General features: G+C 43.3%; 21 protein-coding genes and 1 pseudogene. 5 read left to right on the plus strand and 17 right to left on the minus strand.

Annotated elements, in window-relative coordinates; genetic code table 11:
* Window positions 1-7: 7 nt before the first annotated feature.
* From NSS79_RS25270 to NSS79_RS25290, 5 genes are all read right to left on the minus strand, one after another.
* Window positions 8-898: an NAD(P)-dependent oxidoreductase gene (locus NSS79_RS25270; protein WP_342440436.1), complete on the minus strand. Its 891-nt coding sequence runs from the start codon at window positions 896-898 to the stop codon at window positions 8-10.
* A 141-nt stretch (window positions 899-1,039) separates the two neighbouring features.
* Window positions 1,040-1,714: a TetR/AcrR family transcriptional regulator gene (locus NSS79_RS25275; RefSeq protein ID WP_342436628.1), complete on the minus strand. Its 675-nt coding sequence runs from the start codon at window positions 1,712-1,714 to the stop codon at window positions 1,040-1,042.
* Between the two features lie 408 nt (window positions 1,715-2,122).
* The gene (locus NSS79_RS25280; RefSeq protein WP_342436629.1) at window positions 2,123-2,554 is read right to left on the minus strand and encodes a hypothetical protein; all 432 of its coding nucleotides are present in this window, start codon (window positions 2,552-2,554) and stop codon (window positions 2,123-2,125) included.
* Window positions 2,554-3,420: a DUF4367 domain-containing protein gene (locus NSS79_RS25285; RefSeq protein WP_342436630.1), complete on the minus strand. Its 867-nt coding sequence runs from the start codon at window positions 3,418-3,420 to the stop codon at window positions 2,554-2,556. The genes NSS79_RS25280 and NSS79_RS25285 overlap by 1 nt, the downstream gene beginning before the upstream one ends.
* 131 nt (window positions 3,421-3,551) lie before the next feature.
* Window positions 3,552-4,103, minus strand: coding sequence for a sigma-70 family RNA polymerase sigma factor (locus NSS79_RS25290; protein WP_340897017.1), 552 nt, complete (start codon window positions 4,101-4,103; stop codon window positions 3,552-3,554).
* A 338-nt stretch (window positions 4,104-4,441) separates the two neighbouring features.
* On the opposite strand from NSS79_RS25290, the gene NSS79_RS25295 reads away from it, so the two are divergent.
* Window positions 4,442-4,828: an SH3 domain-containing protein gene (locus NSS79_RS25295; protein WP_342436631.1), complete on the plus strand. Its 387-nt coding sequence runs from the start codon at window positions 4,442-4,444 to the stop codon at window positions 4,826-4,828.
* Between the two features lie 107 nt (window positions 4,829-4,935).
* On the opposite strand, the gene NSS79_RS25300 is transcribed toward NSS79_RS25295, so the two are convergent.
* The 11 genes from NSS79_RS25300 to NSS79_RS25350 form a co-directional block, all read right to left on the minus strand.
* Window positions 4,936-5,454, minus strand: a complete 519-nt coding sequence (locus NSS79_RS25300) for a GerMN domain-containing protein (protein WP_342436632.1) — start codon at window positions 5,452-5,454, stop codon at window positions 4,936-4,938.
* A 14-nt stretch (window positions 5,455-5,468) separates the two neighbouring features.
* Window positions 5,469-6,704, minus strand: coding sequence for an N-acetylmuramoyl-L-alanine amidase (locus NSS79_RS25305; protein WP_342436633.1), 1,236 nt, complete (start codon window positions 6,702-6,704; stop codon window positions 5,469-5,471).
* A 54-nt stretch (window positions 6,705-6,758) separates the two neighbouring features.
* Window positions 6,759-8,789 carry a DUF5050 domain-containing protein gene (locus tag NSS79_RS25310; protein WP_342436634.1) on the minus strand — a complete coding sequence of 677 codons (2,031 nt, stop codon included), beginning with the start codon at window positions 8,787-8,789 and terminating at the stop codon, window positions 6,759-6,761.
* Complete coding sequence (locus NSS79_RS25315; protein ID WP_342436635.1) at window positions 8,770-9,993, minus strand: ABC transporter permease; 1,224 nt, start codon at window positions 9,991-9,993, stop codon at window positions 8,770-8,772. Before NSS79_RS25315 ends, NSS79_RS25310 begins: the two co-directional genes overlap by 20 nt.
* Complete coding sequence (locus tag NSS79_RS25320) at window positions 9,987-10,859, minus strand: ABC transporter ATP-binding protein (RefSeq protein ID WP_342436636.1); 873 nt, start codon at window positions 10,857-10,859, stop codon at window positions 9,987-9,989. Before NSS79_RS25320 ends, NSS79_RS25315 begins: the two co-directional genes overlap by 7 nt.
* A gap of 16 nt (window positions 10,860-10,875) precedes the next feature.
* On the minus strand, window positions 10,876-12,126 hold the full coding sequence (locus NSS79_RS25325) for a transcriptional regulator (RefSeq protein ID WP_342436637.1): 1,251 nt from the start codon (window positions 12,124-12,126) through the stop codon (window positions 10,876-10,878).
* On the minus strand, window positions 12,126-13,214 hold the full coding sequence (locus NSS79_RS25330; RefSeq protein WP_342436638.1) for a beta-glucanase/beta-glucan synthetase: 1,089 nt from the start codon (window positions 13,212-13,214) through the stop codon (window positions 12,126-12,128). Before NSS79_RS25330 ends, NSS79_RS25325 begins: the two co-directional genes overlap by 1 nt.
* Window positions 13,215-13,278: 64 nt before the next feature.
* On the minus strand, window positions 13,279-14,565 hold the full coding sequence (locus tag NSS79_RS25335) for a M56 family metallopeptidase (protein ID WP_342436639.1): 1,287 nt from the start codon (window positions 14,563-14,565) through the stop codon (window positions 13,279-13,281).
* Window positions 14,566-14,567: 2 nt separating this feature from the next.
* On the minus strand, window positions 14,568-14,942 hold the full coding sequence (locus tag NSS79_RS25340; protein WP_342436640.1) for a BlaI/MecI/CopY family transcriptional regulator: 375 nt from the start codon (window positions 14,940-14,942) through the stop codon (window positions 14,568-14,570).
* A 204-nt stretch (window positions 14,943-15,146) separates the two neighbouring features.
* Window positions 15,147-15,542 (minus strand): hypothetical protein, encoded by a 396-nt coding sequence (locus tag NSS79_RS25345; RefSeq protein ID WP_342436641.1) that lies wholly within the window; start codon window positions 15,540-15,542, stop codon window positions 15,147-15,149.
* Window positions 15,543-16,172: 630 nt separating this feature from the next.
* A complete protein-coding gene (locus NSS79_RS25350; RefSeq protein ID WP_342436642.1) occupies window positions 16,173-16,475 on the minus strand; it encodes a MazG-like family protein in 303 nt (100 codons plus the stop codon).
* 431 nt (window positions 16,476-16,906) lie between these two features.
* Between NSS79_RS25350 and NSS79_RS25355 the strand changes: the two genes are divergently transcribed.
* Window positions 16,907-17,701, plus strand: a complete 795-nt coding sequence (locus NSS79_RS25355; protein ID WP_342436643.1) for a LysR family transcriptional regulator — start codon at window positions 16,907-16,909, stop codon at window positions 17,699-17,701.
* Between the two features lie 44 nt (window positions 17,702-17,745).
* On the opposite strand, the gene NSS79_RS25360 is transcribed toward NSS79_RS25355, so the two are convergent.
* The gene (locus NSS79_RS25360; protein ID WP_342436644.1) at window positions 17,746-18,987 is read right to left on the minus strand and encodes an ISL3 family transposase; all 1,242 of its coding nucleotides are present in this window, start codon (window positions 18,985-18,987) and stop codon (window positions 17,746-17,748) included.
* 245 nt (window positions 18,988-19,232) lie between these two features.
* On the opposite strand from NSS79_RS25360, the gene NSS79_RS25365 reads away from it, so the two are divergent.
* From NSS79_RS25365 to NSS79_RS25375, 3 genes and pseudogenes are all read left to right on the plus strand, one after another.
* Window positions 19,233-19,388, plus strand: coding sequence for a type I restriction endonuclease (locus tag NSS79_RS25365; protein ID WP_342436645.1), 156 nt, complete (start codon window positions 19,233-19,235; stop codon window positions 19,386-19,388).
* Window positions 19,363-19,549: pseudogene (locus tag NSS79_RS25370) on the plus strand (IS1595 family transposase); the annotation flags it as partial. The gene NSS79_RS25365 and the pseudogene NSS79_RS25370, both read left to right, overlap by 26 nt.
* A gap of 189 nt (window positions 19,550-19,738) precedes the next feature.
* A complete protein-coding gene (locus NSS79_RS25375; RefSeq protein WP_342436646.1) occupies window positions 19,739-20,326 on the plus strand; it encodes an SMI1/KNR4 family protein in 588 nt (195 codons plus the stop codon).
* The last annotated feature ends 81 nt before the right edge of the window (window positions 20,327-20,407 follow it).

A 20,407-nucleotide genomic window follows, 5' to 3' on the forward strand; every position in this document is an offset into this window, starting at 1 on the left:
CCTATTTTTAGTTAGAATGCTTCAGACAACGAATTAAAGCGGTCCAATCAAGCTCACCATAACCATTGGCCAGTCCTTCATGCAAATGATGATGGATCAGTTCTCCCAAAGGCAGAGGAGCTTGAACGGACTGAGCTGCCTCAATAGCCAATGCAACATCCTTCATTCCAAGCTTCATTTTAAAACCGGCCGGTTCAAAACGCTGTTCGGTCATGATCGCTCCATAGTTCTGATATATCGGAGATTGAAAAAGAGCATTCACGACATCCATAAATCGGGCTGGCTCGATGCCGTGCTTTTCTACCATTAGCTGCGCTTCCGACAAAGCCTCCAGCATCGAAGCAATTAAAAAGTTAACACCTATTTTTACAACATTCCCTTCTTCGCCGTGCTCCCCAATCTCGAATATCTCTTGACCCAATGCTGTTAAAACTGGAAGTACCCGTTGTCTTGCTTGTTCCGGACCTGCCAAAATGATGCGCAATGCAGCTGCTTTAGCCGCATCCGGACGCCCCAGCACCGTGGCAGACACAAAGTGTTGCTTTCTCTCCGCATGCGCGGCGGATAACTTCCGAGCCAGATCTACGCTAATCGTACTGGCAGATACGTGAATTCCTTTTTCCGGTAATCCATTCAAGACACCATTCGGCCCCTCAACAACCTCCTCTAAAGCGGCATCGTCAGAAAGCATGGTTATTACAAGATTGCTTTCTTTTGCTGCCTCTAGCGGTGTTTCGGCATATCGTGCTCCCTGTTTCATTAATGGTTCAACTTTTTCAGGGGTCCGATTAAAGATGATTAATTCATAACCCGCTTTCAACAGATTTTGTGCCATGGGAAAACCCATATTCCCAAGTCCGATAAACGATACCTTCATTAGTCTCACCTCCATATTTATGATGGATTTCGCAATAACGGAACGATTGTTCCAATTTGATCAAAAAAAATTTATGCTCCTACAGATACTTTCACAAATATCACCACCATAAATATAATGAACACGATAACGGAACGATCGTTCCGTTATCGACAAAAAAAATTATACTCCTGCAATTACAAAAGTTATCATCTCTTTTGCGCGTTCCGGATCCTGACCTGTTTTTGCCATAATATTTATGCTTTGATGTAAGTTCAGCAATAAATAAGATAATGCTTTGATATCAGTTGATTTATTAATTTCGCCCGATTGTTGACCCTTTTCCAACAGCTCACAAAAAGCTTGTTCTAACTCCAAGAAACTTGTCTTTATCAACTCATTTATTTTTTCATCTGGCGACTCTAATGTTGTAGCTGTATTCGTTACAAAACACCCGCCCGGCAGGCTGGTATCATATGCTGACGCAATATGATGCTCAAAAAATTGAAGAATTCCATCTCTAACGGTTGATGCCCGTTCAAGAATAGCTTGTTTATCAAAGCTCCCCTTTTTATAATGCTCCAGGGCAGCCGTATACAAGGTATGCTTGTCAGAAAAAGTATCATAAAGACTGGACCGGCTAATACCCATCACTTCCAGTAAATCCGGTATGCTGGCTGCCTCGTATCCTTTTTTCCAAAACAACAGCATCGCTTGGTGCAGCGCTTGATCTTTGTTAAACTCTTTTGTCCTGGCGATAAGTAACACCTCCCGTAATGGTAATATAACATATCTGAACTGATCAGTCCAAAAAAAAAGCGAGCAGTTCTTACTCCTTAATTCAAATTTTTGTATCACACTGAAAATCATCTTAACGGTTCGCGGGGAACCTACTGGCTTATGTCGGGATGGTCGCAGATCGGGTTACGTGAGTCAACAAAAAATCTTGAAAGCACCAGTTAAGTTGTTAGTTCAATAAAGGAACCCAGTGTCCGGCCCTTCATTGTACCCCTATCCGGATGCACAAATGTACCTTTTTTGAAGCGGATGTCTCCGGTCAATTCCGGAGACATCCGCTTAGCAGTACATTGCTATATTAGTCTCAGTTATATGTTTGATAGATTCTGTACATAATACCGCTGCTTCAGCTTGGGTAGCCTATTCAGTCCCAGAGATTCCCCGTCCGAAAAATCGTAATCATAAGAGCCCCATTTGGGATCTTCAATAAAATAAATCAGGACGAACTTCTATTTCCCAAGGAACTGATCATTCCAATGTTACAGGAGAAGAAACAGATATTTTTGTTTCTGACCCATTATCTTTTTCTACATAAAATTCAACATAAGCTCTATAAGTTGTACCGGCAGAACCATAGTAGAACGTATCGTAGATGTAACTGATAGCATCATCTTTATAATTATCGCTAATCAACACTTCCACAGGCACCCAATAACCGTTACTTTTTTTTTGGATCGATAGCTCCTTAATCCCTAACTTGTCAACAACACCTGTAGCTCCCACGTAGGATTCCACCCTTAACTTTCCGTTTCCATCCGCAAAAACGTTAATACTTGAGGATCGAATGTATGGACTTGCTCGAAGCACTTGATCATCCCCGGCTGCAAAAGCCGTGGAATAAAAGGATAACAATAGAACCATAACCATCGATAACGATACATACTTCCGCAACACACTCATCAGTCTTGACCTCCATTTGTAGGTATAGATTCAATCATCTTCCTCATTTCCTCTACGGAAATTCTGCCATTGATATTGATTACTAAATTTGTATTTGACCAAACAACTTGTGTTTGCTCCAAGTTATGAAAAATGTAATATTTGATGCCATTTTGATCGAAGGTTATTACGGGCGTTTCATCCTTTTCGAAAGAAGTCCCTCCTTCAACTACATATCCTTGTTTATACAACAAATAATCAATAATAAGAATGTCATCCGCTTGTTCAGAGGAATAATACAACATGATTCTAGTATTTGTTGTTCGTTCAAATTTCTCTGCATACTTAAAATGGAAACCCTCTGGTAACCACTCCGGCAAAAGTGGCCTGGATTCCACATTTTCAAAAGCTTTATCAATGCTCTCATAGGTTTGATCGTTTGCCGCATTATCGGTTGGCCGCGGGTTTGTTACTGCCATAAAATCGAAAGTTTCTTCTCCCCAACTGGCAACTATCTTGAAAAAGTTTAACCCGAATGCATTGGCTACAATGGAGGAGAAGCAAAAAAACAATAAGAAAACGGCTGAAACTCTAATTATTAATTTTTTTACAACAGTTCTATGTTTAGTCAATTTCCAGGTCCTGTATTGGTTTTCAATATTCCTCTGCATTGCTTGTGCCTTTTCATCTGAAAGCGGCAATGTGTCTTCCTCAAGTAAATCAAGGGTCTGAACACATTCTTTTAGCAAATCGGTATCCATCGTCTCCGCATCAGCCATCGAAGCCTCATGCAAAATCCGATAGAATTTATCTTTAGCAGCAGCATCACTACTCCTTTCTTGCAGAATTTCCTTAAAGATCCTTTGATCCTCTTTCCGATTATTCATAGCTATTACTCTCCCCATTATGTACATTACATTCGTCTGTTGAGATCACAATGTATTTCATAAAAAATTTATGTGGACGACTTAGACTTAAATATAACTCGTTAACACTGTTATACAGACAAATTAAAATACTACATCTCCTTAAAGTAATCACGTATATTATTTGTTATTTTTTTCTTGACCCTATAGATTCTTGTGGTTACGGCAGTATTGGAAATATGGTATTTGTCGACCAATTCTTGTACGGGTAATTGATTTCTAAAATAATCGTTATACAATTGATATTCACTTTCATTAAGACCACTCAAAACTTTTTCACTCAATTCATCTATTTCATATGTATCTTCCAGGCATGCTGCAAATTCATCATCATCACTAAAGAATTGCATTCCGTCATCTAATACGATCTCATGCCGCCTCTTTATGTACATACTGCGATAGCTGTTTCTGACCAAGTTCCTCGCGGTAACATAGAGCCATCCTTCAACGTTAGGATGGTTTTGCAATCTCTCAATTTGCTTCCTGGCTTCAAGGAAAGTATTTTGGGTGCATTCTTCTACAATGTCACTCAGTTGTACTTGCCCTTTGGTTAAACGAGTGCAATAGCCATAGATATTTTTGAAATATTTTACACAAAGTTCTTCGTAAAAATCATCTTGCTGCTTACCTTTTCTTCCCCACAAATGCTGCTCTCTCCCTTCATACCTTATCGGAAGAACCAAAGGAGGACTACTGACAAGATGCGTCTCCCAATATCATTGTAAATTCTTATATAATTTCCCTTATTATATAATAGTTTCCCGAATGCATCCAGAATGTTACAAAAGATACTAAGAAAAACCTTATAAATGAAAATAGTTAAGAGGAACATGTGATTCAAGCTAATGAATGTAATGTTCTATATGAGAAGGAGGGAAAGAGATGCTTCATTTGAGGTCACCTTAAACAGCTGCTTAGACACCAGAGGTTTTATGAGATACTTTGTGACAATATTCACAAAATTATAAAAGGAGGACTTCATATGCTTAAGAAGCTTGTCAGCTTTTCGTTTATGATTTCGGCCATGTTATTACTTACTCAAGGGGCCTTTGCAGCTGAAAATATTTATAGCAGTGAAAACACCCACCAACAAGTGCAAACAGAAAATAGGGAAGTACTAGCCGGGTTAGAACCAAGTTCAACCGCCAGAAGCTCCACTTATGTAGTTACTGCGGATGGGGTTCGGCTCAGAAGCACTCATTCACTGTCTGGAACGGTTCTCGGGCTGCTCTATAACGGCGATCTTGTAAACGCTCAAACGGGTGGAACAGACGTGACAGCAGACGGTTATGTTTGGAAAAATGTATACAGCTACAACCATGGCGTCTGGGGCTGGATTGTAGTCGATTACATTGAAGAAGCAGGCTAATCCTTTATACTAAAAATCAATCGCAATGGAGAAACGCAGCCCATTGCGATTGATCTATTTTTGTTCCTATAATTTTCGCATTCTTAAGCAGTTGAAAATTTTTTGTATCATTCTTGGCGTACAAACGGTGAGGACAGATCATAATGTCCCATCAGTGAATCTACTTCTCCCCCATCGACCAAAACCTCAAAGGTATCTACTTCATTGAATTGGAACAAAGCCTTGCTTAACGCCTCCAGTAACAGGCCTTCACCTGAAGTTCCTAGCCGGTCCACTTCGGGCAAGTGCAAATCAATAGTCAATTGACGTGATTCAAGTTGAGCAGACAAGAAGGTTGTGTTAGGGCATAACGAATATAGGCCTTCTTTTGGGCTTTTCTTAAGAGCATTCAAGGCTGCCAAATACTTGTCTGTCTCTTTGTCATAATGAACTGTCGTTTTCATTTGAATGAGTTCTGTTACATCTTCGTTAACATAATACGTTTTAATCTGTTCCTCTTTCTTTTCTGCCCCAGGAGATTCAATACTGGTTAAAGCGGTTGAATCGGGAGAATTCCCGCCGCAACCAATTAGACTTAAAAGCGATCCTGTAATAGCGCACAGCAAGACGGTCTTAATAATACGCATGTTGGCCCCCCTCCCTATGGTATCTGCAGATATTCTTTAATTCCCCCTACGATAGCTTCAGCCACCCGCAATTGAAATTGTTCATCCCACATCGTCGTTTCCTCCTGTGGATTTGACAAAAATCCGATTTCACAGAGCACGGCTGGCATTGAGGCTTCTCTTGTTACCTGAAAGTTCGATTTGCGCACATTCCGGTCTTTAAAAGTGGTGGCTGCTATAATACGCCGATGAAGCACATCGGCCAGTGGCTTGCTGTCTTCGCGCGTATAGTGTGTTTCCGTGCCCGAAACAGACCTGTTTTCCGTAAAGCTATTCCCATGAATGGAGATGAATAAATCCGCTTTGAGATCATTAGCCAATTTAGCACGGTCTGCTCGTTCCACAAAAGTATCATCTTGCCTAGCCAGGTGTACAAAGATACTTGGTTCATCCTCTAGTATCTTGGCTATCTTCAGAACCAAGGCAAGAGTAAATTCCTTTTCCTTGCGTCCTGATGCGGATGCCGACCCGGGATCGGTTCCTCCATGGCCAGCGTCAATCACGACCTGATACTTTCCGTTTTCCCATGTCGGATCGAATGATAATGCCTGTTCTGGATTCTTATTGTTGGCGGGCAGATCGCTGTTTAGGTAATCGCTGCCTGGTGAAGCAGTAGGGGATGGTGTTTCTGTACTTGGAGCAGGAGCCGGATTTGCTGTGAAGTCGGGAGTAGCAGTGGGACTGGAAGAAACAGCCTCTCCCGGCTTCATGTACGCTCCCGCGACAATGATGGGATTGTCTTGATCGTCCGGGTTCCCCGAAACAGCAGCAACATTCTCCATAGTTGTGAGGAAAACGGATCGGGTTATGTTATTCCATTCTACCTCCAATCCCAGATTCTCACTGACGAAACGAACGGGAACTAACGTTGTTCCTTCCGCAACAAGCAGAGCAGCGTCCAATTTCTCTGCCTTTCCGTTCACAAAGGCTTCTGTTTTATCCATATAAAGCTGAAGCACAAGTTTGTTCTTTTCCACTGTTACTCGTTGATCAGTATGATTCCAAAGCACCTTTGCTCCAAGTCCCTCTGAAACAACCCGTAGGGGAACCATAGTGCTATTCGCGACCACCCGGGGCGGGTTCTCCGTCTTTAGCACTTTTCCATCCAGATACAGCTGAATAGTGGAATCAGATGCTGCCTGGCTATTGCCAACGTTTGTGAATAAAATCAAGAAAGTCATGCAGAGCAAAGCTGCAACAAGCTTTTTCATAAGTCACCTCGAAGATTTCTGTACAGGATTCATAGAATAATAGACAAATGGAAGCTAACTGCCGGTTTCGCTCCGATCCAGACGGTATTGCTTCTGATCCTCCTTATTCACGTAGAAGATCGATTGCCCCTCGCAATAGAAGCTCATTACAGGCATATTTGTTAGCTTGTGGAGGTCAGAATTTCGCAAATCCAGGGCATAAAGCTTTTGCTGGTCCTTCCGGTTTAAAAAAAGCAGCTCGGTATCGGTCAAAACAAAGGCTTGTGTAATAAGGTCGGGGACTACCGTCTCGGAATCCGTCTTCGTGTCATGCTGGACCACCTGGGATTTTCCATCGACATAATAAATCATGCGGCCGTCAAACGCTACACTTCTCATGACCGGAGCCCGAAGCACAACCTGCATATCCCCGGTCAGCCGATTGACTCGCCGAATTTCATCTTGGCCGATGAAATACAAGCTATGCTCATCCAGAAAGAAAGCACTCATGCTCTTAAAAAAATTCACATCTTGAGCATTCGCCTTCGCCAGACCCAATAGAGGACTTTTGTTCATACTCAGCTTCTTTTCGAAGACAACTCGTTCACGAAAAGTCGTTGTATCCACCTCAATCATGGAAAATCGATTCACATTCTCCCTGAACCCTGCTTTGTCCGAATCATATTTTATGTAGTAGACATATGTGCCTTTTCCAAATAACGCATTCTCCACTCGGGTTAAGGAGGGCATAGGGTTGCGGATAAAGTTGTGCTTTTCACCAGTTTGTTTATCCTCAAAAACAATGTGAATATTCTTCAGATCCGTTTCGTCTACGAAAAAGCGATAATGCTCGTTTTCATAGGATTGCTTGGAGGAATAATTAAAGATAACCCTTGTTTCCGTATTGTCACAAGAGGAACAACCGGCAATCGCGGACAATGCCATACCTAAAGTGAGCATTAAGCTGACCGCTCTTATTCCCCGCTTTCGCTTCCCTGTGCTCCACATATTAGTACGCCGGTTCAAAATCACAACCAGTACACCGAGGCAGAGGATGAGCGTGACCGCAAATACGACGCTCCACACAGCAAGAGAGACTTCCCGAAAGACCACATCCAACTGATTATTCAGCGGATTGCGCTCGTACTCTGTGCCACGCAGATAACCGGTGGATACCAGAAAGCCCAGGGGCCCTGGCAAAAAGTATTTCGTCGATTCCAGACTTAGTCCATAGTAGGGAAGAAGAATCACCGCCGTACAGGAAAACAAGGCAACCGCATATTTTTTCAGGCACACTGAAACCAACAAAATCAGCGTGGCAAAACACAAGCTGCCGAACAGCTTGCCCGCCGTTACCCACAAAAAAGCTTCAAACAGAGTGCAATCCCGGGTGGACGTCGCGAAGTAAGACAGGCTTTGCAGTGGGTAACCTCCGTTCTCCAGACCGTATTGAAACTGGTAGAAGATATACCGCAAGCCTGTGGACAGCAGGCAAAGCACAGCAACCGTTGATAACGTTAGTCCAATCTTGCAGACCGCATGGTACCGGGTCCCCTTGCGAACCGTAAGGAGGAGTGCATCCATCCGGCTCTCATATTCGAAGCAAAACACCGGTGTTACCAGAAGCAACAACAGTAATACCCACAATAAATCCAGGCTGTCATGGGCAAGCAGTCCGTTCCAGCCATTCGTGTATAGAAAATAACGATTGGCCGGATGTTCACGGACATACGTATATTGGTCATAGATCAGCTGAAAGCCCTTCTCGTTTTGCAGGAGCGCCTCCAGCGGGCCGGACGTGGACAGAAACGCTGCTTTCCCCATTTTCCCGTCATAGTAATCATCGGTTGCTTTTTGCAGAGCGACCTTGGCGTCGGATATCCGGGCGGCCTCCTCCGTAAAGAAATGTTCGGTTTCCTTAGTGTACGGTCCTTGCACTTGCTTCAGATAGGGCGAATAGAGCGAAGCGTTCATCTCCATGTCCGGGCTCCCGGGCTTATCCAGAACCAGCATAACCGCCGCACTCAAGACAAAATACAAAATGATGAATAACAAGCCTTTCTGCAGGAGGAACATTTTTTTCATCTCATACATCCAAGTTGACACGATTTCCATCCCCCTTGCGCAGTGCATTCTTTCTCATGAAAATTGCCAGGCCGTAAAGAAAGACAATCCCCAAGCTGGCTGCAATCAAGAGGGCGGCGATATAGCTTGGCAGCGGGTAGCCCAATAGAGATACAAATTCCGCTCTCCGGAACAGCTCACGATTGACAACCAGCACAAACGGATTGATAATTTTGAGCAGGATACGCCCGGAGCCCGCGAAGGCTTCTTGCTGGTACATGCAACCGAAGGAAATAAGCAAGCTGAGAATAAAAGGGAGCAACGCGTTACGAAACAAGGAAGAGATCAACAGGAACAGCAGTCCAAGTACAAGCATGCCCGCCGTCTTCACCAGCGCAGATAACAAGGCGTATTGACCCAGGTTCATATTCAGCCCAGCGTGGATGAAATCCTCCAGAGCATACAATGGAGAAGAGGCTGCGCCCCACGAGTCAAAGATGAAGGAAAAGGCGAAAAAATCAACCAGCCAGAACCAAAACGAGACACAGCATACAAACAGAGCCGAGGCCAATAGTTTAGCCCAAGCGGTTTTAACGCCTCCCGCTTTAGTGGTCAATAGCAACGTGTCCATCTCCGTTTCCTTCTCGGACAAAAAAACGTTCAAGAGACCGTAGAGACAGATTAGCAATACCAGCAGAGCAGAGAAGTCGTACTGGACATAGTAGTTGTACATCTCCGTATAGGCGAAGCTGGTGATCGACCGTCCTTGAAACAGTTCCGCAATGGCTGCATTCTTTCGAGAATCGTAATGATTGCCCAATGCTTCATAAAACGTTATGTTGTCCTTGGCGCTGGTCACTACACCCTCGGCATATGCCTTGTAGTCGTAGTCATATTTCATCGGATTCACAAAACAATAGCGAAAAAAGTTCCAATCGGTATAGACATTGCTCAAACGTGTACCCGGAGGGCGATAGGTTGTGCTTGTCGTCAGCTCGGCGGTCTGGTTCGCCAGTGGCTGGTAAATAGCCATCAGCTTCCTGATCTTCTCATCCGTAATCGTTCCGCCGAAGTCGTGAAATTGCTCTGCATACAACGCCCCCCACCCCGGGTTCTCAAGCAGCGAATTACTCTCGTGCACACTATAAATTTTCCCGACATTCAACACTGTAAATAAAAGCAGCGCGGCGATAAGCGACCCTTTGCGAAAATGCTTGCGCCATTCATAGCCGATTAACGTTACCATTGCTCGCCCTCTCCGAAATAATACAGGAAGACATCCTCCAGATTGGCCTGCACATTCACGGCGCGGATATCCGGTTTTTCATCGTTTATGACCCGTAAATGAATCTCTTCCTGCTCCCGCAGCATATTGCTGATTTTGAGCCGGTGCAGTTTCTCGTCCAGTGTGTCCTCCGACGCGGTTACCTTCCACACCTTTCCAGCCAGCCCGTCCACAAGCGCATGCGGCGTATCTTGCTTTAAAAGCCGCCCGTCCTTCAGCAAAATGACCTGGTTAGCGATGAATTCGATATCGGAAACGATGTGCGTAGCCAGCAGAACAATCCGTTTCTCCGAGAATTTGGTGATCAGATTGCGGAAACGGATGCGTTCCTGGGGATCGAGTCCTGCGGTCGGCTCATCAAGAATCAGAATAGCGGGATCATTGAGCATCGCTTGGGCAATGCCGACGCGCTGGCGCATACCGCCGGATAAAGCGCCGATTTTTTTACCGGCGGCACCGGTTAAGTTGACAATATCCAGCAGTTCTTTTGCCCGTTTCTCTCCTTGCGGTTTGGGGATCTCCTTCAGGACGGACATGTATTTCAGGAATTCCAACACTTCGAAATTTTTGTAAAATTGCGGAAACTGCGGCAAATAGCCGATTTGGGACAGGAAGTTCACGCCGAGGCTCCGCGCATCCACATCATTGATCAGGATCTGACCTTTATCACTTTTCAAAATGCCGACAAAAATATTGATCAGCGTCGTCTTTCCCGCCCCGTTGGTCCCGAGCAGTCCATAAATCCCGTTATCCATCTCTGCCGAAAAGTCCTGTAAGGCAAACTTCCCCTTATATTGCTTGGAAATCCCTTTAAATGTGACCTTCACAGGCTGATCACTCCTTTTAAAACCGCTTGGCCACGATTTTCGGTTTGATATCGAGCTGCCGCGCCCCCAGCAATACAATATAGGTCCTCTCATCATCGAAGACTTTTACAATCGGGTCGTTGGCCATATAACGGGCCTCTCCGCCGCTTGATAGGTGTTGCTCCGCTTGCAGCTTGCCGGTGCTGGTCTCATACACCCGAATTTCCCAACCGGTTTTGCCCTTTTCCGCAAGTGTGGTGGCAAAATAACGTCCCTTGTCTGACCCTGTTACAAATCCGCTCTCCCCTTTTTCGGTCAGTCTGAGAAAATTCTTTTTGCTCCCGGGAGTTCCCATGACAAGCAATCTTCCGGAGGGAATTGTAAAATCCTCTGCGAGAAGCAGCTGCTGGTCATATGCCGTCAATTCCTTGCAGGTATAGTTGTCAAAGGTCAGATTTGCCAGGCCACTGCCATTCAGACCCACCGTTCCGCATGAATCGAAGGAAGTCTTGCCGGGTGCCACAGGGATTTCTAAACTCTGCGCCTTAAAAGCCAAAGTCTTGTCCTTATTGGTAAAACCAATTTGTTCAAAAGTAACGATACCTGAACGTTTTGCGATATCCTTTGCTTGCAAATCAATGACAGTTGTTTTTTTCTTGGTATTGAAGTTATACAAATAAAGTCCGTTATTTGTAGCGTAGGCCGCTTGTGTTCCATCAGAAGAAATTGCAATGGCCTTCAAAAATGAAATATGCTCATTCTTTTTAAGCAAAGGACTAAAGTCAAACGTTGTTAGTTTCTTAAGCATCTGGTCATAAAACACAGCGCGGAACGCGACTTCGCCGCCCGTTGTTAACCCTCCACTGCTACTATTGCCGGTAGTAATTTTCACACCGACTGCTACATATCCACGTTTGGTTGCCCACATCAATTGCTGATCGAAATCCATTCCAGCAGTCTCAGCTATGGCTCGTCCAGTTTGCAGGTCAACCAGTACCAATTGATCTGCCGATAAAAAAGCCTTATTCTCATCCGCGTAGTAGATGTTTCGGATATCCCCCTTTATTTGTCCGAATGACAAAGAGACAGGAGCCTGCACGGTGGATGAGTTCGATAAAGGCTGCTCCCCTGCCTTCCCCACACTATGGGTCGAGGCAACGGAGATTGCATGATTGGAGCTGACGGTTTGACCCGTGATTATTTTGCCAGGTTCGGTACGGATGCATCCTGTTATCACAAATACGAGCAATAGCAGAAGAGCGCCGACTTGTTTTGATTTCATTCCCATCACTCCTTTCCCTTGTAGAGCAGTACGGATGCTGTTTTATCCAAAATGATCACATCATCAGGAAAATCATTCGCGTTAAGGGGAGCGGAAACCACATAGAACGTATTGAAATCCTCCAGTTTCTCCACTTCAATGTCGGCTTCGATCACCGATACATTGCCTTTGGTCAGCTTCGTCTCAAAAGAAACCTTCTTGGCACTAATGGCTTGGTGGTTGATATAGAATGTACTTCGATATTGTACACCGGGATGACCGAATAACTTGAAGGTTACATGTACTTTATCTTTTCCTTCGATTGAATAATTGTCCATACGCACGTCACCATCTATTTGGAGCTCGTTATAGACTTTTTTATCTAATGCATTGAGGTCTACCTTTTCGAATCCGCTGGCCTTTTCCAGTAATTCCTGGGTAATGGGCTCCGTGGTCTGACGAACGTCACTTAACACTTCTTGTTTCAGGATAGAGGAGTCATCCAGTGGCTTGGGATCCGTATTAAAACTAATGATTCCATCCAATTGCAATGTCGTTTGGTAACCTCCGTAAGAAGAAGTTTCTTTCATATCCGGAGTGAAGCCAGGATTATATACACTGATGATGTTGATTGAAAGCTGATCCCCTTTTTTTCCCGTGATTGGGGTGAATACAAACTTAAATGGAGTATAGTGTTCATCATCATCCGGCACCTCAAAAATGTGCATATACTCATACGGAGTCTCTGTTGAATTAAACTTGTAAGGCTGCGGCTGTCCATTGATAAAAATGAGAAATCCAACATTATTGGCTTTTCCAGAGGCGGCCACCTCATAATCTATTTTCATTTCCCCGCCATTGTACGCCATAGGAGCCCTCTGTCCTCTTTGATCCAGCTTTGGATTAGCAAACCTATGACTCATCCTGCCTAAAATCACTTGATTCTCTCCGTCTGTCTCAAATGGATTTTTGGATGGAGCACTTGCCTTCAGAGGCTCAGCACTAGGAGAGAGACTTGAATTCAAGGTTTGCGTCTTATCCGCAGAGCACCCAATAAGAACTAATGAAATGATAAGCATTAATAAAACAAGTCTACATCCCTTTCGTATATTCACATTTTCATCTCCTTTGTGTAATGGGGACTGCTGCTACACCGGGTTTCAAAGTAAAAATATAATTTTACTTTTTGCTTTCCCTGAGTTCGGGTAACATAGACTGCGTTGTACTCTTTAGTACTGGCTCATTTGATGCAGAACCGGATTTTGATTTAACATCATCCCCAACACCCTCTCTTAAAACAGCTCCTGTCTCTTCTTTTTTCAACTCATTCACTGGGTGATCCTCTTTGATTGGAGACGAGGAAGGAACAGGCGATGCTACGGGAGATGCTACGGGTGAGGGAAGTGCTGAACCTTCAGGATCGCTCCCTTCCTGGTTAGATACATTCTCATTTGCTGCGGCTTGTATTGACGACGCTGGCAACGCTGTTTCAGGCTGTGCTGAATTCAGTTGCAAAACTACGCCTGTTCCAACGGCTGCTAAAGAAATTACGATGAGCAGGGAAAACCCCCATTTTTTGCCGCGAGTATCCATAATGGAATACACTCTTTTCTTTAAACTCAGTTTATTGTCAGAAAAGCTGGTGGAGAACGCGCTGCGTCCTATCGATTGATTCCTCACAACATTTATAATAGTCTCTACATATTGCTGCCGGTTGTTCATATCGGAGTGCATAACGACCGCTTCATCACAGGATAGCTCACATTGAATAGCGATTTCCCGTGCCATCCGGTAGACGAACGGGTTAAACCAATGCAACGCAGCAGCTGTAAAAATGAGCAGTTTGTAGCCTAAATCCTTGCGTTTGAGATGAATGAGCTCATGCTTCAGGATGAACCGCAAGGCTTGAGTCGAGAGACGATTCGAAGGAAGCAAAATAACAGGATGAACTAACCCCACCAGCATTGGACCCGAAATAGCGGGACAAATCTGCAAATCTACATGCCGGGTGACATTCAGTTCAACTTTTGTCTGCTGCAACAATCGCAATGCCTGTCTGTCGTTGGATTTTTCATTCCAGCGTTTTATCAAACGCAACAGACGTCTGTGCCGGACCATATGCCAGGCGACGAATAGGACAACTCCTGTCATCCAAACACCAACAGCTACACTGAGCCAAGGGAATGCTGTTGCGGTTATTCCGGGAAAAGCTGCCGCTGTTAGCGGATTAAAGTTGGAAGGCCCGGTACTGCCCAGAGTAGGGAATAACGTATCCACAGAAATAATTGAGACGGGAAGATGGAAACGAAACGGAACAATAAAGCCGATAACAATGATCAGCCAGGCGTAATATCTTCCTTTTGCTGTAAATCTATTTTGCAAAAGAGGCGTAACCGCCATATAGATAATCCCAATAACCGTCATAGAGAACGAACATTCGAGCAGAGTGATGAGAAAGCTATGCATTGTCACTCCCTCCTTTCCTTCGCCCACTTCAGTAGCTCATCCAGTTCCTTGTCACTCGGACGCTTCTCGTTATAAAGTGTGTTAACGAAGCTTAAAAATGAATCATCATGATATTGCTTCAAGAAATGCTCCGTCTCCAAAGCGAGATACACATCTTTATCGACCAAAGGGTAGTACGTGCGTTCTTTGCCTTCCTTCTCCGTACGTAAAAATCCTCGTTCCACCAGCCGCAGCATAAGGGAGATCACTGTTGGAGCTTTCCACTCGCGCTCTTTACCAAGCTGTTCCATTATCGTCGCTGTCGTAATAGGTGGTTCATTGGCCCAGGCCACCCGCATAATTTCAAACTCGGCCTCTGGAAGTTTCTTCATTTTCATGTATCCTGCTCCTTTTTTAACAATTGTCTTTTTCAATATTTTACAATCGTCAAAAATAGATGTCAATGAGTTTTTTACAATCGTCAAATATAAGTTCAAATTGATATGTACTCCATAGAAAAAAGTTTATGCCCATGCAGATAGAGCGTATCTCCTCAGTTCTATTCTGCATGGCATAAACTTATTTCAAATAACAATCAATGATTAGAGATGTGTATATGTGAAAACAGCATCCGCACTATATGTGTTACCGCCTTGCACCCCGTGTGTCCCATAAACAACATATACGTTCGACCCTAACGGTGACAAATATCCATTGTAGCTGGTCGCGCCTCTTGAACTATTGATCTGCGACTTCGTAATAACTGTAGTACCGTTTACATTTTGTGCAGAGCCGGCGATTGTCAGGTAGGCTTTGTCACTGTTATAACTTACCGAAGTCGAATAATTTGCAGTGGAACCCGAAGCCGACAAGGTACCAGTCAGAGTACCATAGCCGGTTACAGGTTTGGTGTCCGTATTTGCAAACGCAGTTACTGCAACCGCCAAAGATGCCACAATTACAGAAGTACTAGCAAATAATTTTTTGCCGAATTTCATAGAAATTCCTCCTTAGAATTGTTGTATTATTACTCTGAACTCTGATCCGCAACATGTAAGCTAATCCTTTTGAGGTCCTCTTGATTGTCGATTCCTGGAAATTTTTCTCAATGAGGCGGCGACGGTATTCATCCTATACTTCCTGTTTTCACTAATCATCTCCTTTACATTGCAGATTACTATGAAAAGCTGGAGGATAAATAAATATGTAGAATCTATAGCTTTTCGCAGTTTCTCAAAAGCGGCCTCATATATACCATTACATTGATAATAGGAAATCACACTAAATTCCAAAATTTTTTTAGAGAGAACATTTCGTTGAATTCAGTCAAAAATTGTGCGAGGCGGCAGGGAGAATTGTCGGATGTGAGCTCAGAGATAACATCGACTGTGATAGGAGAAAGCGGTAATGTGCGGGAACTCGCGTTGGGCAGGGAGATTAAACGAGCCGATGTTATACGTTGATTTTGTTTACGAGTAACACCATAAAAAAATCCTCATTTGAGCTATCTGTTTTGTGAAGAACAGATAGCTCAGATGAGGACCTCTAGCATGGAATCCTGTGCGGCTGTCACAGCCCGTTTGAAGCATACAGAATTCGCTATTATTCTGGTTAGCGGAAATACCCGCTCAGGAATACCTTTGGGCTAGCTTTTTCTTATGGGAGTGGAATATTTCCTCTAATGAAATATCATACTTGTTTGCGAGAACAATAAGATTTCCAAGCACATCCCCAAGTTCTTCCGTTAATTGGCTTTTATTTTCTTCAAATGATCCTCTGCTCTCATCAGGCCGATCTCTGCCGATTTCCAGTGCCCGGATAGCTCTTGCAACCTCACCCGTTTCTTCGGCTAAAAAGCCAATACGAATGAATATATCCAAATCCGACCAGCCAATGATGACCCTCCAATATGTAAGATACAATTCATTCAATGCTTTTGTATGATGTACACGCCCAATACAAGTAAAACTACACCCACAATTCTATAAGGGTTTATTAGGTGAACATCATTTCATAAAAGACCGAAATGGTCAAATATAATGGCAAGAATGATTTGACCACAGATTACCAGGCTGAACATATTGGCAAATCCGATTTTAGGAGAAGCAAGTATGGTTGTGAAAATATAAAACGCACCAAATAGACCACCTGCTAACATCCACCAACGGACACCCTTAATCGTATTTCCACCCGACAATGTATAGGTACCGTTTGCTAAAGTATAGCAAAATACAAGAGAAAGACCCAATGCCCCTACAGCAAAACTAATGAATGAGGAGAGAATTGGACTTCCGACTTTTGAGCGAAGCTGTCCATTTATTCCAACCTGTAAGGTTAGAGAAGAGGTATACTGAATTCTTATATGTCTATTAATTTAGAGCTTTATAAAATTTTTTATACGACTGCAAAATTGGGAAGTATCTCTAAAGCTGCGAAGGAGTTATTTAGCTCTCAGCCCGCAATAAGTCAATCCATAAAGCAATTAGAGGAGAAACTTGGGGGGCGGTTATTTTATAGAAATGCAAAAGGTGTTTCACTGACCGTTGAGGGAGAAATTATGTTTCAGTACATCGAGCAGGGTTACGGTCTGATGCTGACAGCCGAGCGGAAGTTTTCTGAACTGAAGCAGATGCAGGCGGGACAATTACGGATATCAGTATGCAGTGCAGTATGCAAGTACGATTTATTACAATATATCAGCCAATATAATCGTGAATACCCAAATATCAAAATGTATATAAAAGATGATTCAAGTCATGAAATAGCGAGGCTATTAAACGTAGGCGAAAAGTATAAACATCTTTGTGAGGAATCTTTATCCATTCAAAAGCTTACAGAAAACTACCCGATTATCCTCCTTCAACAGGGTGGGAGTACACGAGAATATATTGATGAATATTTTCGTTCTCACGGAATCGCTATAGACCCACAAATTGAACTTAGCAACATGGATTTGATGGTAGAATTCGCCATTAAGGGATTAGGGATTGCTTGCATTATGAAGGATTATGTTCAAAAAGAATTGAAAAGCAAACTGCTATATGAGTTAGTGATTGCGGAAAAGATACCCTCAAGAAGTCTGGGAATAGCTACAAAAAAAGGAATGCCTCTGTCAACAGCTACACAAAAATTCATTAATATTTTTGATGCACAGTAGTCATGTTTAAAAAATGGCTCAATCTCAAAATCAGTGCTTGACTATTAGCGAAACATACGATGGCGGTTACATTCAATGAGAATGCCTGCTTTATAACGGCTACGATTTCGCGTAAAGTAATGGCGACGCTGGAAGGCTTTAATGCGATTGTGACGACCTTCCACCGTTGCGTTTGTCCATCGGCATTGATGGTAGTTTACGATTTCTATGTTCCAATTGCGCATCGTCTTTAAGGTGCTACGAACAGCAGGATGATCCATCTTCTCGCCTTGCTTACACCAACGCTCAAAACCCAGTTTGGCAGCACTAAAGCTCGGCGAACAGTCATACCAGGTCGAGAATGCTTCCTTCCATTCCCAGACGCTACGAAGTAGTGGGGAGAAGGTTAGCAGCATCTCCAGTCTCGTCCGGCTCTCCTCTTCCAGCGATTCCACAGGCGGATTAAGCAAGCGATGATGGGCTTTCAGGTAAGCCCTTGCCCGTGGCGATAGCGTAGGTTGAACGGTTTTTCGAACCTCCTGTACACTGTCGATCACATAACCATGAACATGAAACCGATCCGCAATGCGAATCGCGTGGGGAAAGCACTCGCTGATCCAGGTATGATACGCCTGTGCTAAATCCATGACAACCGCTTTGGGGTTCAACAGAAGGAAGTCTGGATGAGTGTTGGCATACGCCCGCAAGTCGTTTAGCTTTCGACCCGGAAGCAGATCCAGCATGGTCTCGCCTTTGAGATTATGGATACCGGTATTGTAGGTATGACCTTTTCGGATGGCAAAATCATCGACACCTAAAACCAGATTGGGCATTTCTTTCGCTTCGGTCCACACGTGCTTCTCGATGCGTTCACACTCCACCGGAACAGCCTCGTTATGCATGCGTTGTACGGTACTGGTAGGTAATTGCTGCATACGAGCGCTATGTGCAGCCGTTGATCCGAGCGCTTGTTCGAAAGTATGGAAACGAAAAAGCCAGCTGTAGCGCTGCTTGGGTCCGACAAATTCATAGAACCATCCAAATCCGGCTTCGCAAGTGGTGCAGGACAATCGGATGGAAGGCACATGCAGAAAGGTTTTTTTCGCAAACACTGGCAAATGCCTTACCGTCCGCATGCCATTACTTCCCTTACGAATGACGTTTTGGTCGGATTTGCACAGGGGACAGCATTGTTTATAGCTGCGTGGAATGGCTTCGATATGAAGTTCGTCGGCCACCATAGACCGAATTTGACGAACTTGTAGCTCTGGTATGTCGAGCATTTCATTGATATACTGGATCTGCATCTGTTTATTCCTTTTTTTGTTGTTCGGTGAGACTTACAACAATACAGGAGTAACAGATGTTTTTCCATTTTCATCCTTCGGTCACTTCGTCAAGCACTGATTACGGCTTTGAGCCTAAAAAATAAAGGAGAAAATAAAAATCCGCGATACTCTTTTGCAAAAGAGCATCGCGGTTTTTTAATAACTGTGCTTATGATGGCAATCAATACACCGATTACGAAGAGTATATCTATCTGGATAAGTTTGTGTTTGTTAATGGTCTTCCACTTGTAGTAATCGAATGCAAAAGCCCAATGGTTTCCATTGATGAACAGATCGGCAAAGCTGTCAAGCAGATGCTGCGCTACCAAAAAAGCTATGAGCATCTTTTTCACTATAAAAGAATGGATGGAACGATTTAATGGTGTAGCAACAAAATACCTAAACGGTTATTTGATTTGGCATTGTTTTTTAGAATTAAATAAAAAATTTCCCTCTAAAAGAAAATACGAATGAAATGTTATTGAACGCCTGTAAAAAAGCAAACTTCACAACTGTAATTGATATTAGAAATTTAAACTGATGTAATTCACTATGGAAGCTAAGTTAGCTCTAGAAGGATCTTTCACTTTCCACAAAAATTAGAGAGAAAATGATAAACTGATTTTAATATGTACGGACATATTGTAGGGGGGGATTTATCCTACCAATAAGTGCATTGGCTTTGTCTATTTACATTTGCTTTATATTTTATTATTGGGAGGACAAAATAATGGATTTGGTAAACAAATTTTTAAATGGCTTGAGAGCAGCATTATCAACAGATGAACTTGAGGCACTAAATACATCGTGCGGTGCTACAAAAGAAGATATTGATACATTAAGGTCAGAATATCCAAATTGTCCAGAATCACTAATCTCCTTACTTGAAAATATTGATGGTACATATTGGAGGAAATATGGAGAAAAAGAAATTGCGGTTTGTATTCTTGGCTCAGATGTTGAAGAAGGCAAATATCCATATTATTTACTGTCTACCCAACAGATGCTCGAAAGTTCAAAAGAAGAAGAAGACATCTCCTATCTCTCAGAATACCAAGATGACGAGGATGCCGTTGACCCTAAGATAAATCCAGAGGGACTTCTTCCAGGGAGGTATATTCATTTTTCAGACTGTATGAACAATGGTGGAACATCAAGACTTTATATTGATTTTAACCCTTCTGATGAAGGTGTATGCGGTCAAATAGTTCGCTTTTTGCACGACCCTGACCAATATGAAGTGATCGCGAAGAGCTTTGATGAGTATTTACAGGAGCTTCTTGACGGTGGTTTTGTTTTTCTAGACGAAGAAGAGTAAGATCGATAGTTTGTAGAGAGTTGCACTTAAACTGGTGTTAGTTGAATCAGCACCATCCGGGTCTGTCAATAATTTTGTGTA

The sequence above is a fragment of the Paenibacillus sp. FSL L8-0436 genome (assembly GCF_038593025.1).
Taxonomy (GTDB): Bacteria; Bacillota; Bacilli; order Paenibacillales; family Paenibacillaceae; genus Paenibacillus_AQ.

Excerpts from the sequence above, each read along its gene's own strand:
- NSS79_RS25295 (WP_342436631.1), top strand. The coding sequence starts at position 4,442 with ATGCTTAAGAAGCTTGTCAGCTTTTCGTTTATGATTTCGGCCATGTTA.
- NSS79_RS25315 (WP_342436635.1), bottom strand. The coding sequence starts at position 9,993 with ATGGTAACGTTAATCGGCTATGAATGGCGCAAGCATTTTCGCAAAGGG.
- NSS79_RS25355 (WP_342436643.1), top strand. The coding sequence starts at position 16,907 with ATGTCTATTAATTTAGAGCTTTATAAAATTTTTTATACGACTGCAAAA.
- NSS79_RS25335 (WP_342436639.1), bottom strand. The coding sequence starts at position 14,565 with ATGCATAGCTTTCTCATCACTCTGCTCGAATGTTCGTTCTCTATGACG.
- NSS79_RS25345 (WP_342436641.1), bottom strand. The coding sequence starts at position 15,542 with ATGAAATTCGGCAAAAAATTATTTGCTAGTACTTCTGTAATTGTGGCA.
- NSS79_RS25285 (WP_342436630.1), bottom strand. The coding sequence starts at position 3,420 with ATGAATAATCGGAAAGAGGATCAAAGGATCTTTAAGGAAATTCTGCAA.
- NSS79_RS25305 (WP_342436633.1), bottom strand. The coding sequence starts at position 6,704 with ATGAAAAAGCTTGTTGCAGCTTTGCTCTGCATGACTTTCTTGATTTTA.
- NSS79_RS25280 (WP_342436629.1), bottom strand. The coding sequence starts at position 2,554 with ATGAGTGTGTTGCGGAAGTATGTATCGTTATCGATGGTTATGGTTCTA.
- NSS79_RS25340 (WP_342436640.1), bottom strand. The coding sequence starts at position 14,942 with ATGAAAATGAAGAAACTTCCAGAGGCCGAGTTTGAAATTATGCGGGTG.
- NSS79_RS25360 (WP_342436644.1), bottom strand. The coding sequence starts at position 18,987 with ATGCAGATCCAGTATATCAATGAAATGCTCGACATACCAGAGCTACAA.
- NSS79_RS25375 (WP_342436646.1), top strand. The coding sequence starts at position 19,739 with ATGGATTTGGTAAACAAATTTTTAAATGGCTTGAGAGCAGCATTATCA.
- NSS79_RS25325 (WP_342436637.1), bottom strand. The coding sequence starts at position 12,126 with ATGGGAATGAAATCAAAACAAGTCGGCGCTCTTCTGCTATTGCTCGTA.
- NSS79_RS25300 (WP_342436632.1), bottom strand. The coding sequence starts at position 5,454 with ATGCGTATTATTAAGACCGTCTTGCTGTGCGCTATTACAGGATCGCTT.